Consider the following 21,897-nt stretch of genomic DNA (forward strand, 5'->3'; position numbering starts at 1 on the left):
AATCTTGTTATATTTAAATCTAAAAAGGAGGATAGAGTATGAGAAGTAGGGTAAAAATGTCCAAAAAGCAGAAGATGGAAAATATATGGGGGCTAGCTTTTGTTTTTCCTACAATATTAGGCTTGTTTGTTTTAAATATAATACCAGCTATAAGTACAATATATCAAAGTTTTTTTAAGGTAGGAGATTTTGGCAAAGGTAATACTTTTGTAGGGCTTGAAAATTATAAAACAATTTTATTAGATTCAAATGTTTGGCAAGCAATTATAAATACATTTAAATACACAATAATAGAAGTGCCTATATCTATAATTATATCTTTAGTTTTAGCAGTTTTATTAAATAGAAAAGTAAAGGGAGTATCTATATATAGAACAATTATGTTTTTACCTATGGTTGCTGCTCCTGCTGCTATTGCTATGGTTTGGAAATGGCTCTTTAATTCTGAATTTGGTTTATTAAATAATATATTTAATTTAAATATAAATTGGATATCAAACCCTAATATAGCTATTTATTCACTTGCAATAGTAGGTATTTGGTCTATAATAGGATACAATATGATACTATTTTTATCAGGGCTACAAGAAATACCTAAAGATTACTATGAAGCATCAAGTATAGATGGAGCATCTCCTATAAGGCAATTTTTTAATATAACAATACCACTTTTATCACCAACAATATTTTTTGTTGCAATAACAAGAGTTATAGGAGCATTACAAGTATTTGACTTAATATTTATGATTATAGATAAGACAAATCCAGCGTTAAATAAAACGCAATCTTTAGTATATTTATTTTATCAATACTCTTTTGTAGAAAATAATAGAGGAGTTGGTTCGGCTATTGTTGTTCTACTTATTATAATAATAATGTTTATAACATTAGTACAGATGAAAGCTCAGAAAAAGTGGGTACATTATAATTAGTATAGGAGGTATGTTATGGATAAATCAAATAAAATAAATAGTGTAATAATAAATACATTTTTAATAATAGTTTCTATAACTATGCTTGTACCATTTATATGGATGATGTTAACTTCTTTTAAAACAGTAAGTGAGGCAACTTCTGTAGACCCTTTTGTTATTTTGCCTAAAAAATTTATATTAGATAATTTTAAAGTTGTTATAAAAAATATGGACTTTTTAAAGTTATATTTAAATACAATTTTAATGATTGTTGGAAGAGTTATATGTGCTGTCTTAACTTCTACTATGGCAGGATATGCTTTTGCAAGGTTAAATTTTAAATTTAAAAATTTATTATTTTCTTTAGTTATTTTTCAAATGATGATACCATCACAAATATTTATAATTCCTCAATATGTAATGGTAAGTAAAATGAATATGCTTAATACTATTTTTGCTTTAGTTTTTCCAGGACTTGTTACTGCCTTTGGAACATTTTTATTAAGGCAAGCATATATGTCTTTACCTAAAGACCTTGAAGAAGCTGCACTTTTAGATGGGTGTAATATAGGTCAAACATTTTTATATATAATGGCTCCTTTGACAAGATCTGCTATGATAGCTTTATCTATATTTACAGCACTTTTTGCATATAAAGATTTAATGTGGCCGCTTATAGTAAATAAAAGTGTTATGCCTTTAGCATCTGCTTTAGCAAAAATGCAAGGGCAGTATAGTAATAATTATCCTCAGCTTATGGCGGCTTCTTTATTAGCTTGTGTACCTATGATAATAATATATATAATATTCCAAAAACAATTTATAGAAGGTATTGCTACATCTGGTGGTAAACTATAAGGAGGTAAAAATATGTCTATATTTTTTAATGAACAAAAAAATATGTTTACTTTACAAACAAAAAATTCTACATATCAAATGAAAGTTGATGAGTTTGATTTTTTAACCCATACATATTATGGAGAAAAAATAGAAGAAGGAGATATGGAATATTTAATTACTAAGACAGATATTTCTTTTTCTGGAAATCCAGCAGAAGCAAAAGATAGAACTTTTTCATTAGATGTTTTACCACAAGAATATTCTAGTGTTGGTATTGGTGATTACAGAATTAGTAGTATAAATTTAATTGAAGAAAATGGTTGTAATGTATTTGAACCTAAATATAGTGGATATAAAATAAAAGAAGGCGTAAAAGAAATAGAAGGAATGCCTTATATTTATGACAATGGAGATAAGCCTAAAACATTAGAAATATACTTAAAAGATAAAGTAACAAATATAGAAATTACTTTAAATTATACTATTTTTTATGAAATGGATATTATAGCAAGGTCGGCTACATTAAAAAATAATAGTAATAGCACAATAAAATTAAATAAAATTATGTCTTCTTGTTTAGATTTTTATTATAAAGATTTGGAGCTAATACATTTTCATGGTAGACACGCTATGGAAAGGTTAACTGAAAGAACAATATTACCACATGGTATAACTTCTATTAGTAGTAAAAGAGGAACATCTAGTCATCAACATAACCCAAGTGTAATTTTGTGTGAAAAAAATACAACAGAAGATTTTGGAAATTGTTATGGAATGGCTTTAGTTTATAGTGGCAATTTTTTAATAGAAATTGAAAAAGACCAGTTAGAACAAATAAGAGCAAATATAGGTATAAATCCTGAAAATTTTCAATATGAAGTAAAAAAAGGGGAAATTTTTGAAACACCTCAAGTATTAATAACATTTAGTGATAAAGGTTTATCTAAATTATCACATAATTTTCATAAAGCTATAAGAAACAATATTTGTAGAGGTAAATATAAGCTAGAAAGACGACCTATATTAATAAATAATTGGGAAGCAACTTATTTTGATTTTGATGATGATAAAATAATAAATATTGCAAAACAAGCCTCAGATTTAGGAATAGAAATGTTTGTTTTAGATGATGGTTGGTTTGGAAAAAGAAATGATGACAATTCTGGGCTTGGAGATTGGTTTGTAAATAAAAATAAATTAAAAAATGGTTTAGATAGTTTAGTTAAAAATATTAATAATATGGGTATGAAATTTGGAATATGGTTTGAGCCAGAGATGATATCTGAAGATAGTGATTTATTTAGAAAAAATCCAGACTGGTCAGTAAAATTGCCTAATAGAAGTCCTAATAAATCAAGAAATCAATTAGTTTTAGACATGTCTAGAGATGATGTTAGAGATTATTTATTTGAATGTATATCCACTATATTAGATAATGCTAATATAGAATATATAAAATGGGATATGAACAGAAGTATTTGTGATGCATTTAGTGCTTATCTTGCAAAAGATAATCAAGGAGAGTTTTATCATAAATATGTTTTAGGTCTTTATAACCTTTTAGAAAGAATTATTACAAAATATCCTAATATTTTATTAGAAGGATGTAGCGGTGGTGGTGGAAGGTTTGATATGGGTATGCTATATTATTCGCCACAAATATGGTGTAGTGATAATACAGATGCTATTGAAAGATTGGAAATTCAGTATGGTACATCATTTATATATCCTATATCTACTGTTGGGTCTCATGTTTCTGCTATACCTAATCATCAAACTGGTAGAAAAACAAATATAGATACAAGAGCTATTGTTGCTATGTCTGGAAGCTTTGGCTATGAAATGGATTTAGGTGTAGTAAGTGAAGGAGAAAAGTTAAAAGTAAAAGAACAAATTAGAGATTATAAAAAATATCAACCTATCATACATAATGGTTTATATTATCGTTTAAGTAAACCTAATAGTAATGATTGGTATACAGCGTGGCAATTTGTTTCTGATGATTTAAAAGAAAGCCTTTTAAATATTGTTGTTACAAAAGTTGGACCTAATAAATTAAATTTAAATATAAAATTAAAAGGTCTTGATAAAAATAAAAAATATAAAATAGAAAATGATGATAAAATATACACAGGAGATATGCTTATGAAGGGTGGTATAGTTTTAAAAAATCCTTTTGGAGATTTTCCAACATATCAAATATATATAAAAGAAGTGGAGGAGTAAAATATGAAGTTTGAAAATAAAGCAATGCTTATAACTTATGCAGATAGCTTGGGAAAAGATTTGAAAGATTTAAAATATGTTTTAGATACGTATTTTAAAGGAGCTATAAGTGGAGTGCATATATTGCCTTTTTTTCCATCATCTGCAGATAGAGGGTTTGCTCCTATGACTTACAGAGAAGTTGAAAAAGATTTTGGAAATTGGGAAGATATAAATAATATTGCAAAAGATTATTACCTTATGTATGACTATATGATAAACCATATATCTGCAAGTAGTAAGTATTTTAAAGATTTTAAGGAAAATAAAGATAAATCTGAATATAAAGATTTATTTATAAGATATAATAAATTTTGGAACAGTGAAGAAGAACAAAAAAATAATTTAGAAAAAGTATATAAAAGAAAACCTAGAGACCCATTTATAGAGGTAGAGTTTAAAGATGGTACAAAAGAGAAACTTTGGTGTACATTTGATGAAGAACAAGTTGATTTAAATGTAAAAAGCGAAACAACAAAAAAATTTACAAAAGAAAACTTAATGTTTTTAGCTAATAATGGAGCAAGCATAATTAGGTTAGATGCTTTTGCTTATGCAACTAAAAAGAAAGGAACAAATTGTTTTTTTGTAGAGCCAGATGTTTATAATATATTAGATGAATGTAAAGAAATATTAGAAAAAAATAATGTAGAAATATTACCAGAAATACATGAACATTATACAATACAATTAAAACTTGTAGAAAAAGGATATTGGGTTTATGATTTTGTATTACCTATGTTACTTTTATATACATTATATTCTGGTAAAAATGAAAGGCTTATTAATTGGTTAAAAATATGCCCAAGAAAACAATTTACAACATTAGATACACACGACGGCATAGGGGTAGTAGATGTAAAAGATATTTTAACAGATGAAGAAATAGAGTTTACTAAAGAGTATTTATTTGATAATGGTGCAAATATAAAAAGAATATATAATACAATGGCATATAATAATTTAGATATATATCAAATAAATTGTACTTATTATTCTGCTTTGGGTAATAATGATAAATCATATTTGTTATCAAGAGCGATACAAATGTTTACTCCAGGAATACCTCAAATATATTATGTAGGACTTTTAGCTGGAAAAAATGATATAGAATTGTTAGAAGAAACTAAAGTTGGAAGAAATATAAATAGGCATTATTACACTTTAGATGAAATAAAGGAAGAAACTGAAAGAGAAGTTGTTAAAAAACTTTTAAATTTATTAAAATTTAGAAATACTTATGATGCATTTAATGGGAATATAAAAATAAATGAAAATGTAGAAAGTAATATTCTTGATATTAGATGGGAAAAAGATGGAAATTTTGCTAATTTAAAAGCAGATTTAAAAACATATGATTTTAAAATATACTATTATGATATAAATAATAAAGAAATTAAAGAACTTATTATATAATATAAAATTTAATATAATTAATCCTAATTATTAAAATATTTTATATTAATAAGATTTATATAAAAATGATTAAAGTTTTAGGAGGTGTGAAAATGATAGAAAATGTTATAAATAAGTTTAATGAATTATTTGGAAAAGATGGGCAAATATTAAAATTTTTTGCACCAGGTAGGATTAATTTAATAGGGGAGCATATAGACTATAATGGAGGATTTGTTTTGCCTTGTGCATTAACAATAGGTACATATGGTGTTGTTAGAAAGCGTGATGATAAAAAAATAAGATGTTATTCTTTAAATTTTCAAGATAAAGGAATTATAGAAGTAGATATAACAAATTTAAATTATAATGAACAAGATAATTGGGTAAATTATGTAAAATCTGTTATTTGGGCCTTTAATCAAAAAGGTTATAAAATAGAGTTTGGATTTGATTTTGTTTGTTTTGGAACAATACCTAATGGTTCTGGTCTTTCATCATCTGCATCTTTAGAGATATTAATAAGCAAAATATTAATAGATTTAAATAACTTTAATATGGATATGATAGAGGTAGCATTAATAAGTCAATTTGCAGAAAATAAATTCATAGGTGTAAACTGTGGGATAATGGACCAATTTGCCATAGCAATGGCTAAAAAAGATAATGCTATATTTTTAAATACTAATAATTTAGAGTATAAATATGCTCCTATAAATTTAGAAAATATGAAAATAGTTATATCTAATACAAATAAAAAAAGAGAACTAGCAGATTCTAAATATAATGAAAGAAGAGAAGAATGTGAAAAGAGTCTTATAGAAATAAAAAAAATAAAAAATAATATAGAAACATTAGCCGATTTAACTCCAGATGAGTTTGAAAAAATTAAAGATATTATAAAAAATGAAATTTGGCAAAAAAGAGTTAAACACGTTGTTTATGAAAATGATAGGACAAAAAAGGCTTATAAATTTTTGCAAGAAAATAATATTAAAAAGTTTGGAGAACTTTTAAATTTATCTCATAAATCTTTAAAAGAAGATTATGAAGTAACAGGAAAAGAGTTAGATACACTTGTAGAAATAAGCTATCAACAAGATGGGGTCTTAGGGTCTCGAATGACAGGTGCAGGATTTGGAGGATGTACAGTAAGTATTGTTAGAGAAGATTGTGTACAAAATTTTATAAAAAATGTAGGAAAGTCTTATAGAGAAAAAATAGGATATGATGCAGATTTTTATGTGGCAGAAATAGGAAACACTCCAAAACAAATAGAATTATGAGGTGTTGCTATGAAGATTTTTGATGCTATTGAAAGTTTAGTTACATATGCGGTAGATAAGCAACTTATAAATAAAGATGATTTTAATTTTATGAAAAATAAAATATCTGAAATATTGTTAATAACAGAAATAGAAGAAAGCAATGGAATTATAGAAACAGATTTAGAAAATATTTTAAAATGTATTTTAGATTATGCTTGTGAAAATGGGATAATAAATAATACTATAACAGAAAGAGATTTATTTGATACAAAAATAATGGGAATTTTAGTAGATAGACCAAGTAATATTATAAAAAATTTTTTTGAAAAATATAAAAATAGCCCTAAAGAAGCAACAGATTATTACTACAAATTAAGCCAAGCATCAGACTATATAAGAGAATACCGAATAAAAAAAGATATTAAATGGAATGTTGAAACAGAATATGGTACACTAGATATTAGTATAAATCTATCTAAACCAGAAAAGGACCCTAAAGAAATAGCACTTTTAAAAAATATTAAAGCAAGTAGTTATCCAAAGTGTTTATTATGTAAAGAAAATGAAGGGTATATGGGAAGATTAAATCATCCAGCAAGACAAAATCATAGAATAATACCTATAACAATAAATAATTCGGAGTGGTTTTTTCAATATTCACCATATGTTTATTACAATGAACATTGTATAGTATTTAGTGGGGAACATATACCTATGAAAATAGAAAAAAGTACTTTTGCAAAATTGTTAGACTTTTTAAATCTATTTCCACATTATTTTGTAGGTTCTAATGCAGACTTACCTATAACAGGAGGGTCTATATTATCACACGACCATTTTCAAGGTGGAAATTATACTTTTGCTATGGAAAAAGCTCCTATTGAAAGAAAATTTATTATAAAAAATTTTGAAGAAATAGAAGTAGGTATTGTAAAATGGCCTATGTCTGTTATAAGATTAATAAGTAATAATTCTGAAAGATTGATAGAATTAGCAGATAGGATATTAAATAAATGGAGAGAATATACAGATGAAGAAAATTTTATATTTGCATATACAGGTAAAGAACCACATAATACTATAACACCTATTGCAAGAAAAAAAGGAGATTTTTTCGAGTTAGATTTAGTTTTAAGAAATAATATAACAACAGATGAATATCCTTTTGGGATATATCATCCACACCAAGAGTTACATAATATTAAAAAAGAAAATATAGGTTTAATAGAAGTTATGGGGCTTGCTATATTGCCTCCTAGATTAAAAACAGAAATGGAAATTTTAAAACAATATATTTTAGAAAATAAAAATATTGAAGAAAATGAACAAATTAAAAAACATAGTAAATGGGTAGAAAAATTTATAAGTAATTATGAAGAAATAACAAGGCAAAATATTGATGAAATAATAAAAATAGAAATAGGAAAAACTTTTTTAACTGTTTTGGAGCATGCTGGAGTATTTAAAAGAGATAAAAAAGGCAAAGAAGGATTTGAAAAATTTATAAATAGTTTAAATTAGGAGGGATTAATATGAGTATTTTAGTTACTGGTGGATCAGGTTATATAGGTAGCCATACTTGTGTTGAACTTTTAAATCAAGGATATGATGTAGTCGTAGTTGATAATTTATGTAATTCTAGTAAAAAATCTTTAGATAGAGTTAAACAAATAACAGGCAAGGAAGTTAAATTTTATAAAGAAGATTTATTAAATAAAGATGAACTTATAGATATATTTAAAAAAGAAAAAATAGAGGCAGTTATACACTTTGCTGGGCTAAAAGCAGTTGGCGAATCTGTAAAAGAGCCTTTAAAATATTACTATAATAATATAACTGGAACTATAATTTTATGTGAAGTAATGCAACAATTTAATGTAAAAAATATAGTTTTTAGCTCATCTGCTACTGTTTATGGAGAACCAGAATTTATACCTATTACAGAAGAGTGTAAAAAAGGTAAAATAACAAATCCTTATGGACAAACAAAAGCAATGATAGAGCAAATTTTAACAGATATAAATGTATCTGACCCAACTTTTAATGTAGTTTTGCTTAGATATTTTAATCCAGTTGGAGCTCATGAAAGTGGGCTTATAGGAGAAGACCCTAAAGGGATACCTAATAATCTTATGCCATATATATCACAAGTTGCAGTTGGGAAATTAAAATGTTTAGGTATTTTTGGAAATGATTATAATACAAAAGATGGGACTGGAGTTAGAGATTATATACATGTTGTAGATTTAGCTATAGGACATATTAAAGCACTTAAAAAATTAGAAACAGACAAAGGTGTTTTAATATATAATTTAGGAACAGGGATAGGATATAGCGTTTTAGATATGGTTAATGCTTTTGAAAAAGCTTGTAATATAAAAATAAATTATGAATTTAAACCACGTAGAAATGGAGACATTGCACAATATTATGCAAATCCTAAAAAAGCAGAAATAGAAATGGGATGGAAAGCTGAAAGAAGTCTTGAAAAAATGTGCGAAGATACGTGGAGATGGCAAACTAATAATCCTAATGGATATGATGAATAAATAAAAACGTTTGTGGTTATACCACAAACGTTTTTATTTATAATTAAGCATCAGCAAGTTTTTTGTAAGTATCTAAACGTTTTTTTGCATCTTGCTCACATAAATCAAATAATTGTTCTGCAAGTTCAGGGAAAGCACGTTGTAAAGATGTATAACGAACTTCACCAGATAAGAAGTCTTTAAATGAAGCAGTAGGTTCTTTAGAATCTAATATAAATGGATTTTTACCTTCTTCTTCAAGAGTTGGGTTAAATCTATATAATTGCCAATATCCACATTCAACAGCTTTTTTAGCTTCTTCTAAAGAGTAAGTCATATTAATACCGTGGCTTATACAAGGCGCATAAGCAATGATTAATGATGGACCTGGATAGCTTTCAGCCTCTACAATAGCTTTTAACACTTGATTTTTATCAGCTCCCATAGAAACTTGAGCAACATATACATAACCATAGCTCATAGCCATCATACCAAGATCTTTTTTACGAACTCTTTTACCAGAAGCAGCAAATTTAGCTATAGCAGCAGTTGGTGTAGATTTAGAAGCTTGACCACCAGTATTAGAGTAAATTTCAGTATCAAATACAAATACGTTGATATCTTCTCCAGAAGCAAGAGCGTGGTCTAAACCGCCATAACCAATGTCATAAGCCCAACCGTCTCCACCAAATATCCATTGAGAATTTTTAACAAGATGTTTTTTATGCTCTAATATATATTTAGCTTCTTCACTAGTTTCATTTTCAAGAGCTTTAATAACATTAGCAGATGTAGCTTTAGATTCTTCACCTTTGTACATTGTATCAATCCAAGCTTGTAATGTATCTTTTAATTCTTGGTTACTTGTAGCTTTAATAATTTCTTCTGCTTTTTCTTTTAAAGTTTGTCTTTGTTTAGAAACGCTTATAGCCATACCTAAACCAAATTCAGCATTATCTTCAAATAAAGAGTTTGCCCAAGCAGGACCGTGTCCATTATGATTTTTAGTATAAGGTGTGCTAGGTGCAGAACCACCCCAAATAGATGAACAACCAGTAGCATTAGCTATATACATTCTATCTCCAAATAATTGAGTAATAAGTTTTGCATAAGGAGTTTCACCACAACCAGGACAAGCTCCAGAAAACTCGAATAATGGTTGTTCAAACTGGCTACCTTTAATAGATTTTTTATCCATAGGATTTTCTTTTGGTGATAAAGATACTGCATATTCCCAATTAGGAACTTCATTCATTTGAGTATCTATAGGTTTCATAACAATAGCTTTTTCTTTAGCAGGACATATTTCTACACAGTTGCCACAACCAGTACAATCTAGCACGGATACTTGTATTCTATAAGTATAGTTTTCAAATCCTTTACCAATAGCTTTTTTAGTATTAAATCCTTCTGGAGCATTTTTTGCTTCATCTTCATTAACAAGGAATGGTCTAATAACTGCATGAGGACATACATAAGAACATTGGTTACATTGTATACAGTTGTCAATATTCCATTCTGGAACCTCGATAGCAACACCACGTTTTTCATAAGCAGCTGTACCATTTTCAAATGTACCATCTTCATATCCTACAAATGCAGAAACAGGTAATAAATCACCTTTCATATTATTAATAGGTTCTAATATTCTTGTTATAAACTCTGGTTTATCAATGCTAGTTTGAATTTTATTAGTATCTTCAGCATTTGCCCAGCTACTAGGAACTTCTATTTTTCTAACAAGTTCCATACCTTTTTCTACAGCTTGTTGGTTCATTGCTACAACTTTTTCACCTTTTTTGCCGTATGCTTTAACAATTGCTTCTTTCATATATTTGATAGCTTCATCAGCAGGAATAATATTTGCTATTTTAAAGAAAGCAGATTGTAAAACAGCATTAAAGCGTTTGCCAAGACCAATTTCTTTTGCAATAGCAACAGCGTCTATAGTGTAGAAATTAATTTTATTTTCTGCTATATATCTTTTTATGTTGCCTGGTAAGTTTTTATCTAATTCCTCATCATTCCATTTAGTGTTTAATAAGAAACTACCGCCTTCTTTTAAACCTTCTAATATATCATATTTGTCAAGGTATGATTGTTGATGACAAGCTATAAAATCTGCAGTAGTAACAAGATATGGAGCACGAATAAGTTTTTTACCAAAACGTAAGTGAGAAGTTGTTAAACCACCAGATTTTTTAGAGTCATATGCAAAATATGCTTGAGCATACATATCTGTATGGTCACCAATAATTTTAATAGAGTTTTTATTAGCACCAACAGTACCATCTGCACCTAAGCCCCAGAATTTACAACTAATTGTTTCTTCATCTGTAACATCTATTTCTTTACCAACTTTTAATGAAAGGTGAGTAACATCATCATTAATACCTACTGTAAATCCATTTTTAGGTTGGTCTAAATCAAGATTTTCATATACAGCTATAATTTGAGCAGGTGTAGTATCTTTTGAGCTAAGACCATATCTACCACCAACGATAGTAGCTTTTCTATCTGAATTAAAGAATGCTGTACAAACATCTTGATATAAAGGTTCGCCAAGAGCACCCGGTTCTTTTGTTCTATCTAATACAGCTATTTTTTTAGCAGTAGTAGGAATAGCTTCTAATAATTTTTCTTGTACAAAAGGTCTAAATAAGTGTACATTTACTAAACCAACTTTTTCACCTTTAGCACGTAAAAAGTCAATTGTTTCAGAGATTGTATCACACACAGAACCAATAGCAATGATAACTTTTTCTGCCTCTGGGTCACCATAATAATTAAATAATTTATAATCTCTACCAGTTAATTTATTTATTTCTCCTAAGTATTCTTCTACAATAGCAGGAACATTATTATAAAATTTGTTAGATGCTTCTCTTGCTTGGAAAAATACATCAGGGTTTTGAGCAGTACCTCTAGTAACAGGGCTTTGTGGATTAAGAGCATTGTCTTTAAATCTTTTTATTGCATCCATATCAACAAGCTCTTTTACTTTATCAAAATCTAAAACTTCTATTTTTTGTATTTCATGAGATGTTCTAAATCCATCAAAGAAATTTAAAAATGGAACTCTAGCTTTTAAAGTAGAAAGGTGAGAAACTGTAGATAAATCCATAACCTCTTGTACATTTGAAGATGCAAGCATTGCAAAACCAGTTTGACGACAAGCCATAACATCTGAATGGTCACCAAAAATACTAAGCGCATGTGCTGCTATTGTACGAGCACTAACATGAATTACGCAAGGTAAAAGCTCACCAGCTATTTTATACATATTAGGCACCATAAGAAGTAAACCTTGAGATGCTGTGTATGTAGTAGCTAAAGCACCAGTAGCTAAAGCACCATGAAGAGCACCAGCTGCACCACCTTCAGATTGCATTTCTACAACTTTTACAGTTTGACCAAACATATTTTTTTTGCCTTTAGCAGCCCATTCATCTACATGTTCTGCCATAGGAGATGATGGTGTAATAGGAAATATGTTAGCTACTTCTGAAAATTGATAAGATACCTCAGCAGCAGCTTGATTACCATCCATAGTTTTCATAATTTTAGACATTTTATAGTCCTCCTTTATAATATTAAAGCTTAAATTAAATTTAATAATATTTAATTAAACATAATAATTAAAATTAAATACAATAATTATAGTTTGTATACTATATAAACATTATACCAATATTATACTATTTAGTAAATAAAAAATATTATTTTAACAATAGTTTTTTTACATATAACATATTAACATATAGTTATAGTAGCATAAATAATTAAAATATTATTAATATCTATAGAGTAACAACAAATATAGTATACCAATTTATATTAATTTTAGTATTAATTTTATTTGGGATTTAAAAAAAGGTGATAGATAATATCTTGACTAAAACTATAAGTTGTGTATAATTATTATTAAAACAACTAGATATACCAATTATATACTATTATGTATATTATGCTTAAAGTTTTAGGAGGGTTTAAATTGACAAAGGTTGTGAAAAAAGATGGGACTTTAGAAGATTTTGATGAAGGAAAAATAATTAAAGCTATATCAAAATCAGCAAATAGAGTTATGTACTGTTTTGATGAAGAAGATTATAAAAATATTTGTAATATAATAAAACAAGAAATAAACAAAAAACAGTTAGAACAAATACCTATTGAGATTATGCATAATCTCGTAGAAAGCGCGTTAGAAACTATAAACCCAAGTGTTGCTAAAAGTTACAAAGATTATAGAAACTATAAACAAGATTTTGTCCATATGTTAGATGATGTGTACCAAAAAGCACAATCTATAATGTATATTGGGGATAAAGAAAACAGCAATACAGACAGTGCTTTAGTAGCAACCAAAAGAAGTTTGATATATAACCAACTTAATAAAGAGTTATATAAAAAATTTTTTCTTACTACTGAAGAAAAACAAGCTTGTAATGATGGATATATATATATACACGATATGACAGCAAGACGAGATACTATGAATTGTTGTTTATTTGACATGGGCAGAGTATTAGAAAATGGATTTGAAATGGGCAATCTTTGGTATAATGAACCTAAGACTCTTTCTGTTGCTTTTGATGTAATAGGGGATATAATTTTATCTACAGCATCTCAACAATATGGAGGATTTACAGTACCTGAAATTGATAAAATTTTAGAAAAATATGCTAAAAAAAGCTATGTTAAGTATCTAGAAGAAATAAAAGAATATATATCTTTTGCTAAAGGTACAAATTTAACAGATGAAGATATGAAATATATAGAAGAAAAAGCAATTAAAAAATTAGAAAGGGATTTTGAACAAGGGTTTCAAGGATTAGAATATAAATTAAATTCTGTAGGCTCATCTAGGGGAGATTATCCTTTTGTTACATTTACTATAGGACTTGGAAAAACTAGATTTGCAAAAATGGCTAATAAAATTATACTTAAAGTACACAAAGGTGGACAAGGAAAAGAAGGTAACAAAAAACCAGTTCTTTTTCCTAAAATTGTATTTTTATATGATGAAAATTTACACGGTGAAGGAAAAGAGCTAGAAGATATTTTTGATGAAGCTATTGAATGTTCTAAAAAAACTATGTATCCAGATTATTTAAGCTTAACAGGTGATAGCTATGTTGCTAATGCTTATAAAAAATATAACACTGTCATATCACCTATGGGATGTAGAGCTTTTTTAAGTTTATGGTTTGAAAAAGGTGGCATGAAACCTATAGATGAAAATGATAAGCCTGTAACTGTTGGAAGATTTAACATAGGCGCTGTATCTTTACATTTACCTATGATATATGCAAAAGCAAAATCTGAAAGTAAACCTTTTTATGAAGTTTTAGATTATTATTTAGAAATGATTAGAAAAATACATTTAAAAACTTTAGATTATTTAGGAGAAATGAAAGCATCTACAAATCCTATTGCATATTGTGAAGGTGGATTTTATGGTGGAAATTTGAAACCATCGGATAAAATAAAACCTATTTTAAAATCTGTAACAGCTAGTTTTGGTATAACAGCATTAAATGAATTACAACAATTACATAATAAAAAATCACTTTATGAAGATGGTGAATTTGCCCTTGAGGTAATGAAATATATAAACAAAAAAATAGATGAATTTAAAACTGAAGACAAAGTATTGTATGCTATATATGGAACGCCAGCAGAAAGTTTATGTGGCTTACAAGTGGAGCAATTTAGAAAAAAATATGGTATTATAGAAAATGTATCGGATAGAGAATATGTAAGTAATTCTTTCCACGCACACGTTAGCGAAAATATTACACCAATACAAAAGCAAGATACAGAAAAGCGTTTTTGGGATTTATTAAACGGGGGTAAAATACAATATGTAAAATATCCAATTGAATATAATAAAGAGGCTATTAAAACCCTTGTAAAACGAGCTATGGATTTAGGATTTTATGAAGGTGTTAATCTTAGCTTATCATACTGCAATAAATGTGGACATAGCCAATTAGATATGGATATTTGCCCTAAATGTGGAAGTAATAATTTAACTAAAATAGAAAGAATGAACGGTTATTTAAGTTATTCTAGAGTAAACGGTGATACAAGATTAAATGAAGCTAAAATGTATGAAATAAAAGATAGAATAAGTATGTAAGAGGGATAAAAATGAGATATCATAATATTACGCACGATGATATGCTAAATGGAATGGGACTTAGAGTTGTTTTATGGGTATCTGGTTGTGAACATAAATGTCATAATTGTCATAATAAAATAACTTGGGATATTAATAGTGGATTAATATTTGATGAAGAAGCTAAAAAAGAAATATTTACCGAATTAGAAAAAGATTATATAAAAGGTATAACATTTAGTGGTGGAGACCCGCTACATAAGAAAAATAGAGAAGAGATATTTAATCTCATAAAAGAAATAAAAAATAAATTTCCTAAAAAAGATATTTGGTTATATACAGGATACATATGGGAAGAAATAAATAATTTAGATGTTATTAAATATATTGATATATTAGTTGACGGAAGATTTATAGAAGAACTGGCTAATACAAATTTAGAGTGGAGAGGTTCTTCTAACCAAAGAGTTATAGATGTACAAAAGTCATTATTAGAAAATAAAATTATAAATTATTGTTAGGAGATACAAATGGATAAAATTTATTTTGCAAAAATTAGAGAAGAAGCTATTATACCTACAAGAGAAGAATATAATGCAGGGCTTGACATATATCCTTGTTTTGATGAAGAATATATGATAATAAATCCTGGTGAAACTAAGCTTGTGCCAACAGGCATAGCAAGTGCAATACCTATTAATTATTATATACAAATACATGAGAGAGGCTCTAGTGGAAGCAAAGGTATAAAATATAGCGCTGGAGTAATTGATAGCTCTTATAGAGGTGAATGGTTTTTAGCAACAACTAATGCAAATAAAAAACCTTTATTAATAACTAAAATAAATATTGAAGAATTAGATGAAAATATTAAAAATATTATAAAAAATGCTTATATTATTTATCCATATGATAAGGCCCTTTTTCAAGGGGTTGTTCATTGTGTTCATAATGAGCTAGAAAGATGCGAAATAACTTATGAAGATGTTTTAAAAATACCTTCTAAAAGAGGAAGTGGAAAGTTAGGAAGTAGTGGAAAATAAAATTTTTTTATTAATTTTTGTATATTTTATAGAAATATTTTTAAAATTTACATATAAACATTAAAATATTCTTGACAAATTGCTTTTTAACGGTTATAAATAGATAGAGATACATTTATTGTGTCAAATATTTTTTAGGAGGCTTTAAATATGAATAAAGCAGAATTTGTTGCAGCAATTGCTGAAAAATCAGAGTTAACAAAAAAAGATGCAGAAAAAGCATTAAAAGCTTTTGAAGAGGTAGTTACAGAAGAACTTTCTAAAAAAGGTGAAGTTAGATTAGTTGGCTTTGGTACTTTTGATGTTATAGAAAGAGCAGAACATATGGGAAGAAACCCTCAAACTAAAGAGCCTATGAAAATACCTGCTTCTACAGCACCAAGATTTAAAGCTGGAAAAGCATTAAAAGACGCAGTGAATAAAAAGTAACAAAAATAAAATCTCTCTTTTTATAAAGAGAGATTTTATTTTATAAATATATAAATTTATATTTAATAATAATATATACTAAATACATTTAATTTGCTATAATATAGTTATAAAAATAATATAACAAAGGAGATACGATATGAGGTTAGATAAATATTTAAAAGTATCTAGAATAATAAAAAGAAGAACTATTGCTAACGAAGCTTGTGATGCTGGAAGAGTGTTAGTTAATGATAAAGTTGCTAAAGCATCTTTAGATGTAAAAGTAGGGGATATTATACAAGTTAATTTAGGAAATAACACTATAAAAATAAGAGTTTTGATAGTTAAAGAAGTGGTTAAAAAAGATGAAGCTAACACATTATATGAAAGGTTATAAACTAATATAGTTAAATTATAAAAATTGACTTATTGTAAGTTTTTATATATAATATATTAAGATATTAAAAAGGGTGATGAAATGAAAATAGGATTTATAGGTACAGGTAATATGGGGAGTGCCATATTAAAAGGTGTTTTAAATAGTGGGTTAAGTAGTAAAAATGTATATATATATGATTTAGATATAGAGAAATGCAAAAGCCTACAAAGTATTTACAATATTAATATTTGTGATAATTATGAAAGTTTAATTTCAGCATCAGATTTATTAATTTTTGCTATTAAACCAGATGTTATATTAAATGTTATATCAGAAACTAGAAGTTATATTAATTTATATAAACCTATTGTTGTGTCTATTGCTGCTGGTGTAGAATTAGATAGTATATCTAATATAATAAATAATCCAGAAATAGGTATAGTTAGAATTATGCCTAATATTAATGCAGAAATTAATTTATCTACATCTGCATATTGTTATAGAAACTTAGAAGAAGAAAGTGTTAATAAAGTTTTAGATTTATTTAGAAAAATAGGTACAGTATTTTATATTCCTGAAAATAAATTTAATATATTTACGGCAATAGCTGGTTGTTCTCCCGCTTATATTTATTTATTTTTAGATTCTTTAGCAAAAGGTGCTCAAAAAATGGGCCTAAATAAAAAAGAGGCTTTAGATATAGCAATAGATACATTAATTGGAAGTGCTAAAATGTTAAAACATAGCAAAAAACACCCGTGGGAGCTTATAGATGCTGTTTGTTCACCAGGAGGAACAACTATTGAAGGTATTTGTACATTAGAAGAAAATAATTTTCAACAAGCTGTAGTTAAAGCAGTAGAAAATAGTATTAAAAAGGATATATTATTAAAGAAAAAATCTTAAGGAGAGTTATATGGAGAAAAGTAAATTTAGTGAAGTTTTTAATAACATTAATATTATAGATATATTAGAAAATAGTAAAATTGGTTTATGGAGTATAGAAATAGACAATAATACTGGTATAAATAGAATGTATTGTAACGATATAATGATGCAATTAATGGGTATTGAAACTTTAATTTCTCCTGAAAAAGTTTTTGAATTTTGGTATTCTAGAATTCATAAAGGATATTATTCTTATGTTGAAAACGCTATACAAAAAATAGGAACTACTGATAAACTAATCGAAATTCAATATATATGGAAACATCCACAAAAAGGTGATATAAATGTAAGGTGTTCTGGTAAATTTATTAGTAATAATAATGGTATAGTAGTTATAGAAGGTTATCACCAAAATATATATGATTTAGAACAAATGAAAATTGATTTACCTAAAACAGAAAATGAAGTGTTTGAATGGTATCAAGATAGTAAAACAGCTTATATACGTACAGAATATAAACAATTGTATGAAGACAAAGTAAATATTGAAAATTTTCCACAAGTTTGGATAGATAACAAAATAGTACACAAAGATTTTAAAGATTTATATTTAGAAACTTTTGAGAGAGTTAATAAAGGAAGTAAAAAATCATTTTGTGAGCTTAAAATGAAAAATAAAAATGGCGAATATATATGGTTTAGAATGATTTTATCAAAAGAGGCTAATTATTTATCATCAGGTATAGTAATTGGCACTTTGGAAGATATAAACAATTTAAAACAACTAGAAATATCTTATGTCATAGGCTCTAAATTTTATAAATCTATTTTACAAGAAATGATAGCTTATGGAGAAGCTAATATTACCGAAAATAAATTATTATCTGTTGGTGGTATATGGACAGAATATAATAATATTTTTAATAAATTAACTATTACTGAAATAATGCAAAGAAATATATATAAATTTATATATCTTGAAGATAGAAAAAAATATGAGGAAATTTTAGACCATAAAAAGTTATTAAAAGCATATGATGAGGGTATAACTACATTAAAATGCGAAGTTAGAAGAATTATGCCAGATGATAATATAAAATGGTTAGAACTTACTATAAATTTATTTCAAAATCCATACAAAAAAGATATATTGGGACTTTTATATTTAAAAGATATTGATAGTAAAAAAAGAGAAGAATTACTATTAAATGACAAAAATATGAAAGATAACTTAACAGGATTATTTAATAAATCATATATTCAAAAACAAGTTGATAGTATACTAAAAGAAAATAAAGAAAATAATTTATTTAGTATGATTTTAATAAAAATAGAAAACTTTGAAAATATAAATTATTTATGGGACGAAACCTTAAAGTATATTGGTCATTTATCAAGATATATATTTGATGAAAATGCAATAATATCTAGAACTAATGAATGTGAATTTGTAATATTTTTTAAAATTGACAGTAAAAAAGATGTAGAAAATAAAATTTATGAATTTTCTTTGAGAATTAAAGAATTTGATAAAATAGAAATTTCTTGTGATATAGCATATTATATATCAGATAAAGGTAGCTATATAGACTTATATACTAATTGTAGTAATAATTTATTTAATATTAAAGATAAAGAATTAAGAAAGATTTATTTAAATGATAATTCAAAAAGTTTAGAAATAGATAAACAATTTAGTAAGACTTATACAAGTATTGATGAAATATTATTAAATGAAGTAGACTTATTTTCATACGTTATAGATGCTTTTAATTATAAAATTTTAGATGCTAATGAAAATTTCTTTAAAGTTTTAAACAAAACCAAGGAGGAATGTTTAGGGAGAGAATGCTATAAAGTTATACATAACAAGAATAAACCTTGTAGTTTTTGTAAAAATATGTTTTGGAATTCAAAAGATTTTTTTGTTTGGAAACAATATAATAAATTTTTAGAAAAAGATTTTTTATTAAAAAACAAATTAATCTCATTTAATAATAAAAAATGTATGCTTACATTAGCAACTAATATTTCTTTAAATGATAAGAAAAAAAGTACATTTGTAAAAGAAGACATAAGTAAAATTATGAGAAATATTATGTATCATTTAACTAAAAGATATAGCTATGAAAACAATATTGGTTTTATATTAGAATTAATAAGCTCTTTTCATCAATCTAAATTTGCATTTGTTTTTGAATTAGATACAGATAATTCAATTATTACACATTCTATTAATAATTCTTTTTCAAATAATAAGTTGAAAGAGGAGTTAGAAAAAATAGTTTTAGATGAATTTATATTTTCTAATGTTGATAAAATTAAATATTTTAGATGTGAGCAAGAAGTTATAACTATATCGTATAATTTATATAATCTTATGTCTAAATATCATCTATTAAATATGATTATAGTACCTATAAAAAACAAAAATAACATTATAGGTTATATAGTGTGTATAAACAATAACAATTTTGAACAATACATTGAAAATAATAATTTTAAAGAATATTTATATAATATAGCTTATTTGATAGGTGAAGAGATTATTAAAAACAATATTAAAAAAGAACTTGATTTAGAAAAAAATTATGATAGTTTAACAGGGGTATTAAACAGAGATTCTTATAGAAGCTATGAAAATTCTTATGATGCAGACAAGATAAAAAATATTGGTGTATTATGCTTATCAGTAAATGAGTTAAATAGCGTTAATCACAGTATTGGCATATTAGCTGGAGACAATGTTTTATTAAATTTAGTAGAAATATTGAAAAATCATTTTTTTGATAAATTAATATTTAGGCTAAATGGTAATGAGTTTTTAGTTATTATGGAAAATATTGATTATGAAAATTTTATAAAAGAAATAGAAAAGCTAATAAAGAAATTAGAAAATGTAGGTTTATCAATTATTTACGGAAAAGCTTGGAGTAGTGATGAAAAAGAGTTAAATTACCTTGTTAACTCCGCAATTTATTTTAGAAAAATGAAAAATCAAAAAAACAAGCAGCTTGTTAATAATAACAATCTATATAAACGAAATACATTATTGACTCAATTAATGTTAGATATAGAAAGTAAAGAATATGAAATATTTTTACAACCTAAAATATCTTTAACCGATAATAGTTTATGTGGTGCAGAAGCATTGATACGTAAAAGAAATAGTGAAGGTGGATATGTACCCCCAGACAAATTTATACCTATATTGGAACATCATTATTTAATACAATATATAGATTTATTTGTTTTAGAAGAAGTTTTTAAAGTCCTTGAAATTTTAAAAAGTCAAAATAAAAATTTAATACCTATTTCTTTAAACTTTTCTAGAAATACTTTAAAGGAAGATGACATTGTTAAATCAATATTAGATATAAAAAATAAACATAATATAGATTTAAAATATATTGAAATAGAAGTTACAGAAAGTATTGAAAATTTAGAAAAACAAGCTATATGTAAAGTATTAAAAGAAATAGAAAATATAGGTATAAGCATTCTTTTAGATGACTTTGGAGTTAAATACAGTAATCTTTCAATTTTGTCAGATATTAATTTTCATGGTTTGAAATTAGATAAAAGTATGGTTAAAAATTTAGGCGAAAATACTACAAATGAAATTATAATGAAAAATATAATATGCATGTGTAAAGATTTAAATATTAAAACTATTGCTGAAGGTGTAGAAACAATTGAACAAAAAAATATTTTGGAAAAAATGAATTGTGATATTTCACAAGGTTATTTACATTCTAAGCCTTTACCTGTTAATGAATTTTTAAACCTTTACTATAACAATTAAGTTTTAAATAAAAAATTGTTTGTTGGTAAATATTAAA

15 protein-coding genes are annotated in these 21,897 nt (G+C 26.1%); 14 read left to right on the forward strand and 1 reads right to left on the reverse strand.

Going from position 1 to position 21,897, the window contains the following annotated elements:
* The first annotated feature begins 38 nt into the window (after positions 1-38).
* From NBW53_RS04300 to galE, 7 genes are all read left to right on the forward strand, one after another.
* Positions 39-932, forward strand: coding sequence for a carbohydrate ABC transporter permease (locus tag NBW53_RS04300; RefSeq protein WP_250278853.1), 894 nt, complete (start codon positions 39-41; stop codon positions 930-932).
* A 15-nt stretch (positions 933-947) separates the two neighbouring features.
* Positions 948-1,772, forward strand: a complete 825-nt coding sequence (locus NBW53_RS04305) for a carbohydrate ABC transporter permease (protein WP_250278854.1) — start codon at positions 948-950, stop codon at positions 1,770-1,772.
* Between the two features lie 12 nt (positions 1,773-1,784).
* Positions 1,785-3,980: an alpha-galactosidase gene (locus NBW53_RS04310; protein ID WP_250278855.1), complete on the forward strand. Its 2,196-nt coding sequence runs from the start codon at positions 1,785-1,787 to the stop codon at positions 3,978-3,980.
* A 3-nt stretch (positions 3,981-3,983) separates the two neighbouring features.
* Positions 3,984-5,435: a sucrose phosphorylase gene (gtfA, locus tag NBW53_RS04315; RefSeq protein WP_250278856.1), complete on the forward strand. Its 1,452-nt coding sequence runs from the start codon at positions 3,984-3,986 to the stop codon at positions 5,433-5,435.
* A 92-nt stretch (positions 5,436-5,527) separates the two neighbouring features.
* Complete coding sequence (locus NBW53_RS04320) at positions 5,528-6,700, forward strand: galactokinase (protein ID WP_250278857.1); 1,173 nt, start codon at positions 5,528-5,530, stop codon at positions 6,698-6,700.
* Between the two features lie 9 nt (positions 6,701-6,709).
* On the forward strand, positions 6,710-8,203 hold the full coding sequence (gene galT, locus NBW53_RS04325) for a UDP-glucose--hexose-1-phosphate uridylyltransferase (protein ID WP_250278858.1): 1,494 nt from the start codon (positions 6,710-6,712) through the stop codon (positions 8,201-8,203).
* A gap of 11 nt (positions 8,204-8,214) precedes the next feature.
* Positions 8,215-9,231, forward strand: coding sequence for a UDP-glucose 4-epimerase GalE (galE, locus tag NBW53_RS04330; RefSeq protein WP_250278859.1), 1,017 nt, complete (start codon positions 8,215-8,217; stop codon positions 9,229-9,231).
* 43 nt (positions 9,232-9,274) lie between these two features.
* Here the strand turns inward: galE and nifJ are convergent, their stop codons facing one another.
* A complete protein-coding gene (gene nifJ / locus NBW53_RS04335) occupies positions 9,275-12,781 on the reverse strand; it encodes a pyruvate:ferredoxin (flavodoxin) oxidoreductase (RefSeq protein WP_250278860.1) in 3,507 nt (1,168 codons plus the stop codon).
* 423 nt (positions 12,782-13,204) lie between these two features.
* Here nifJ and nrdD point away from each other — a divergent pair, with 423 nt between their 5' ends.
* The 7 genes from nrdD (at position 13,205) to NBW53_RS04370 (ending at position 21,860) form a co-directional block, all read left to right on the forward strand.
* Entirely contained in the window at positions 13,205-15,355 is a 2,151-nt protein-coding gene (gene nrdD / locus NBW53_RS04340) for an anaerobic ribonucleoside-triphosphate reductase (RefSeq protein WP_250278861.1), read from the forward strand.
* An 11-nt stretch (positions 15,356-15,366) separates the two neighbouring features.
* On the forward strand, positions 15,367-15,855 hold the full coding sequence (gene nrdG / locus NBW53_RS04345) for an anaerobic ribonucleoside-triphosphate reductase activating protein (protein ID WP_250278862.1): 489 nt from the start codon (positions 15,367-15,369) through the stop codon (positions 15,853-15,855).
* Positions 15,856-15,864: 9 nt separating this feature from the next.
* Positions 15,865-16,377 carry a dUTP diphosphatase gene (locus NBW53_RS04350; RefSeq protein WP_250278863.1) on the forward strand — a complete coding sequence of 171 codons (513 nt, stop codon included), beginning with the start codon at positions 15,865-15,867 and terminating at the stop codon, positions 16,375-16,377.
* Positions 16,378-16,527: 150 nt separating this feature from the next.
* The gene (locus NBW53_RS04355; protein WP_250278864.1) at positions 16,528-16,806 is read left to right on the forward strand and encodes an HU family DNA-binding protein; all 279 of its coding nucleotides are present in this window, start codon (positions 16,528-16,530) and stop codon (positions 16,804-16,806) included.
* 139 nt (positions 16,807-16,945) lie between these two features.
* On the forward strand, positions 16,946-17,185 hold the full coding sequence (locus NBW53_RS04360) for an RNA-binding S4 domain-containing protein (protein ID WP_250278865.1): 240 nt from the start codon (positions 16,946-16,948) through the stop codon (positions 17,183-17,185).
* A gap of 81 nt (positions 17,186-17,266) precedes the next feature.
* Positions 17,267-18,073, forward strand: a complete 807-nt coding sequence (gene proC / locus NBW53_RS04365) for a pyrroline-5-carboxylate reductase (protein ID WP_250278866.1) — start codon at positions 17,267-17,269, stop codon at positions 18,071-18,073.
* 10 nt (positions 18,074-18,083) lie between these two features.
* Positions 18,084-21,860 carry an EAL domain-containing protein gene (locus tag NBW53_RS04370; protein WP_250278867.1) on the forward strand — a complete coding sequence of 1,259 codons (3,777 nt, stop codon included), beginning with the start codon at positions 18,084-18,086 and terminating at the stop codon, positions 21,858-21,860.
* Positions 21,861-21,897: the final 37 nt, after the last annotated feature.

Origin of the sequence: [Clostridium] colinum (genome assembly GCF_940677205.1) — a bacterium.
GTDB classification, from domain to species: Bacteria; Bacillota; Clostridia; order Lachnospirales; family CAG-274; genus Tyzzerella; species Tyzzerella colina.

Bases quoted from the DNA above. Each gene is read 5' to 3' on its own strand.
- NBW53_RS04300 (WP_250278853.1), top strand. From the start codon at position 39: ATGAGAAGTAGGGTAAAAATGTCCAAAAAGCAGAAGATGGAAAATATA.
- NBW53_RS04305 (WP_250278854.1), top strand. From the start codon at position 948: ATGGATAAATCAAATAAAATAAATAGTGTAATAATAAATACATTTTTA.
- NBW53_RS04310 (WP_250278855.1), top strand. From the start codon at position 1,785: ATGTCTATATTTTTTAATGAACAAAAAAATATGTTTACTTTACAAACA.
- gtfA (WP_250278856.1), top strand. From the start codon at position 3,984: ATGAAGTTTGAAAATAAAGCAATGCTTATAACTTATGCAGATAGCTTG.
- NBW53_RS04320 (WP_250278857.1), top strand. From the start codon at position 5,528: ATGATAGAAAATGTTATAAATAAGTTTAATGAATTATTTGGAAAAGAT.
- galT (WP_250278858.1), top strand. From the start codon at position 6,710: ATGAAGATTTTTGATGCTATTGAAAGTTTAGTTACATATGCGGTAGAT.
- galE (WP_250278859.1), top strand. From the start codon at position 8,215: ATGAGTATTTTAGTTACTGGTGGATCAGGTTATATAGGTAGCCATACT.
- nifJ (WP_250278860.1), bottom strand. From the start codon at position 12,781: ATGTCTAAAATTATGAAAACTATGGATGGTAATCAAGCTGCTGCTGAG.
- nrdG (WP_250278862.1), top strand. From the start codon at position 15,367: ATGAGATATCATAATATTACGCACGATGATATGCTAAATGGAATGGGA.
- NBW53_RS04350 (WP_250278863.1), top strand. From the start codon at position 15,865: ATGGATAAAATTTATTTTGCAAAAATTAGAGAAGAAGCTATTATACCT.
- NBW53_RS04355 (WP_250278864.1), top strand. From the start codon at position 16,528: ATGAATAAAGCAGAATTTGTTGCAGCAATTGCTGAAAAATCAGAGTTA.
- NBW53_RS04360 (WP_250278865.1), top strand. From the start codon at position 16,946: ATGAGGTTAGATAAATATTTAAAAGTATCTAGAATAATAAAAAGAAGA.
- proC (WP_250278866.1), top strand. From the start codon at position 17,267: ATGAAAATAGGATTTATAGGTACAGGTAATATGGGGAGTGCCATATTA.
- NBW53_RS04370 (WP_250278867.1), top strand. From the start codon at position 18,084: ATGGAGAAAAGTAAATTTAGTGAAGTTTTTAATAACATTAATATTATA.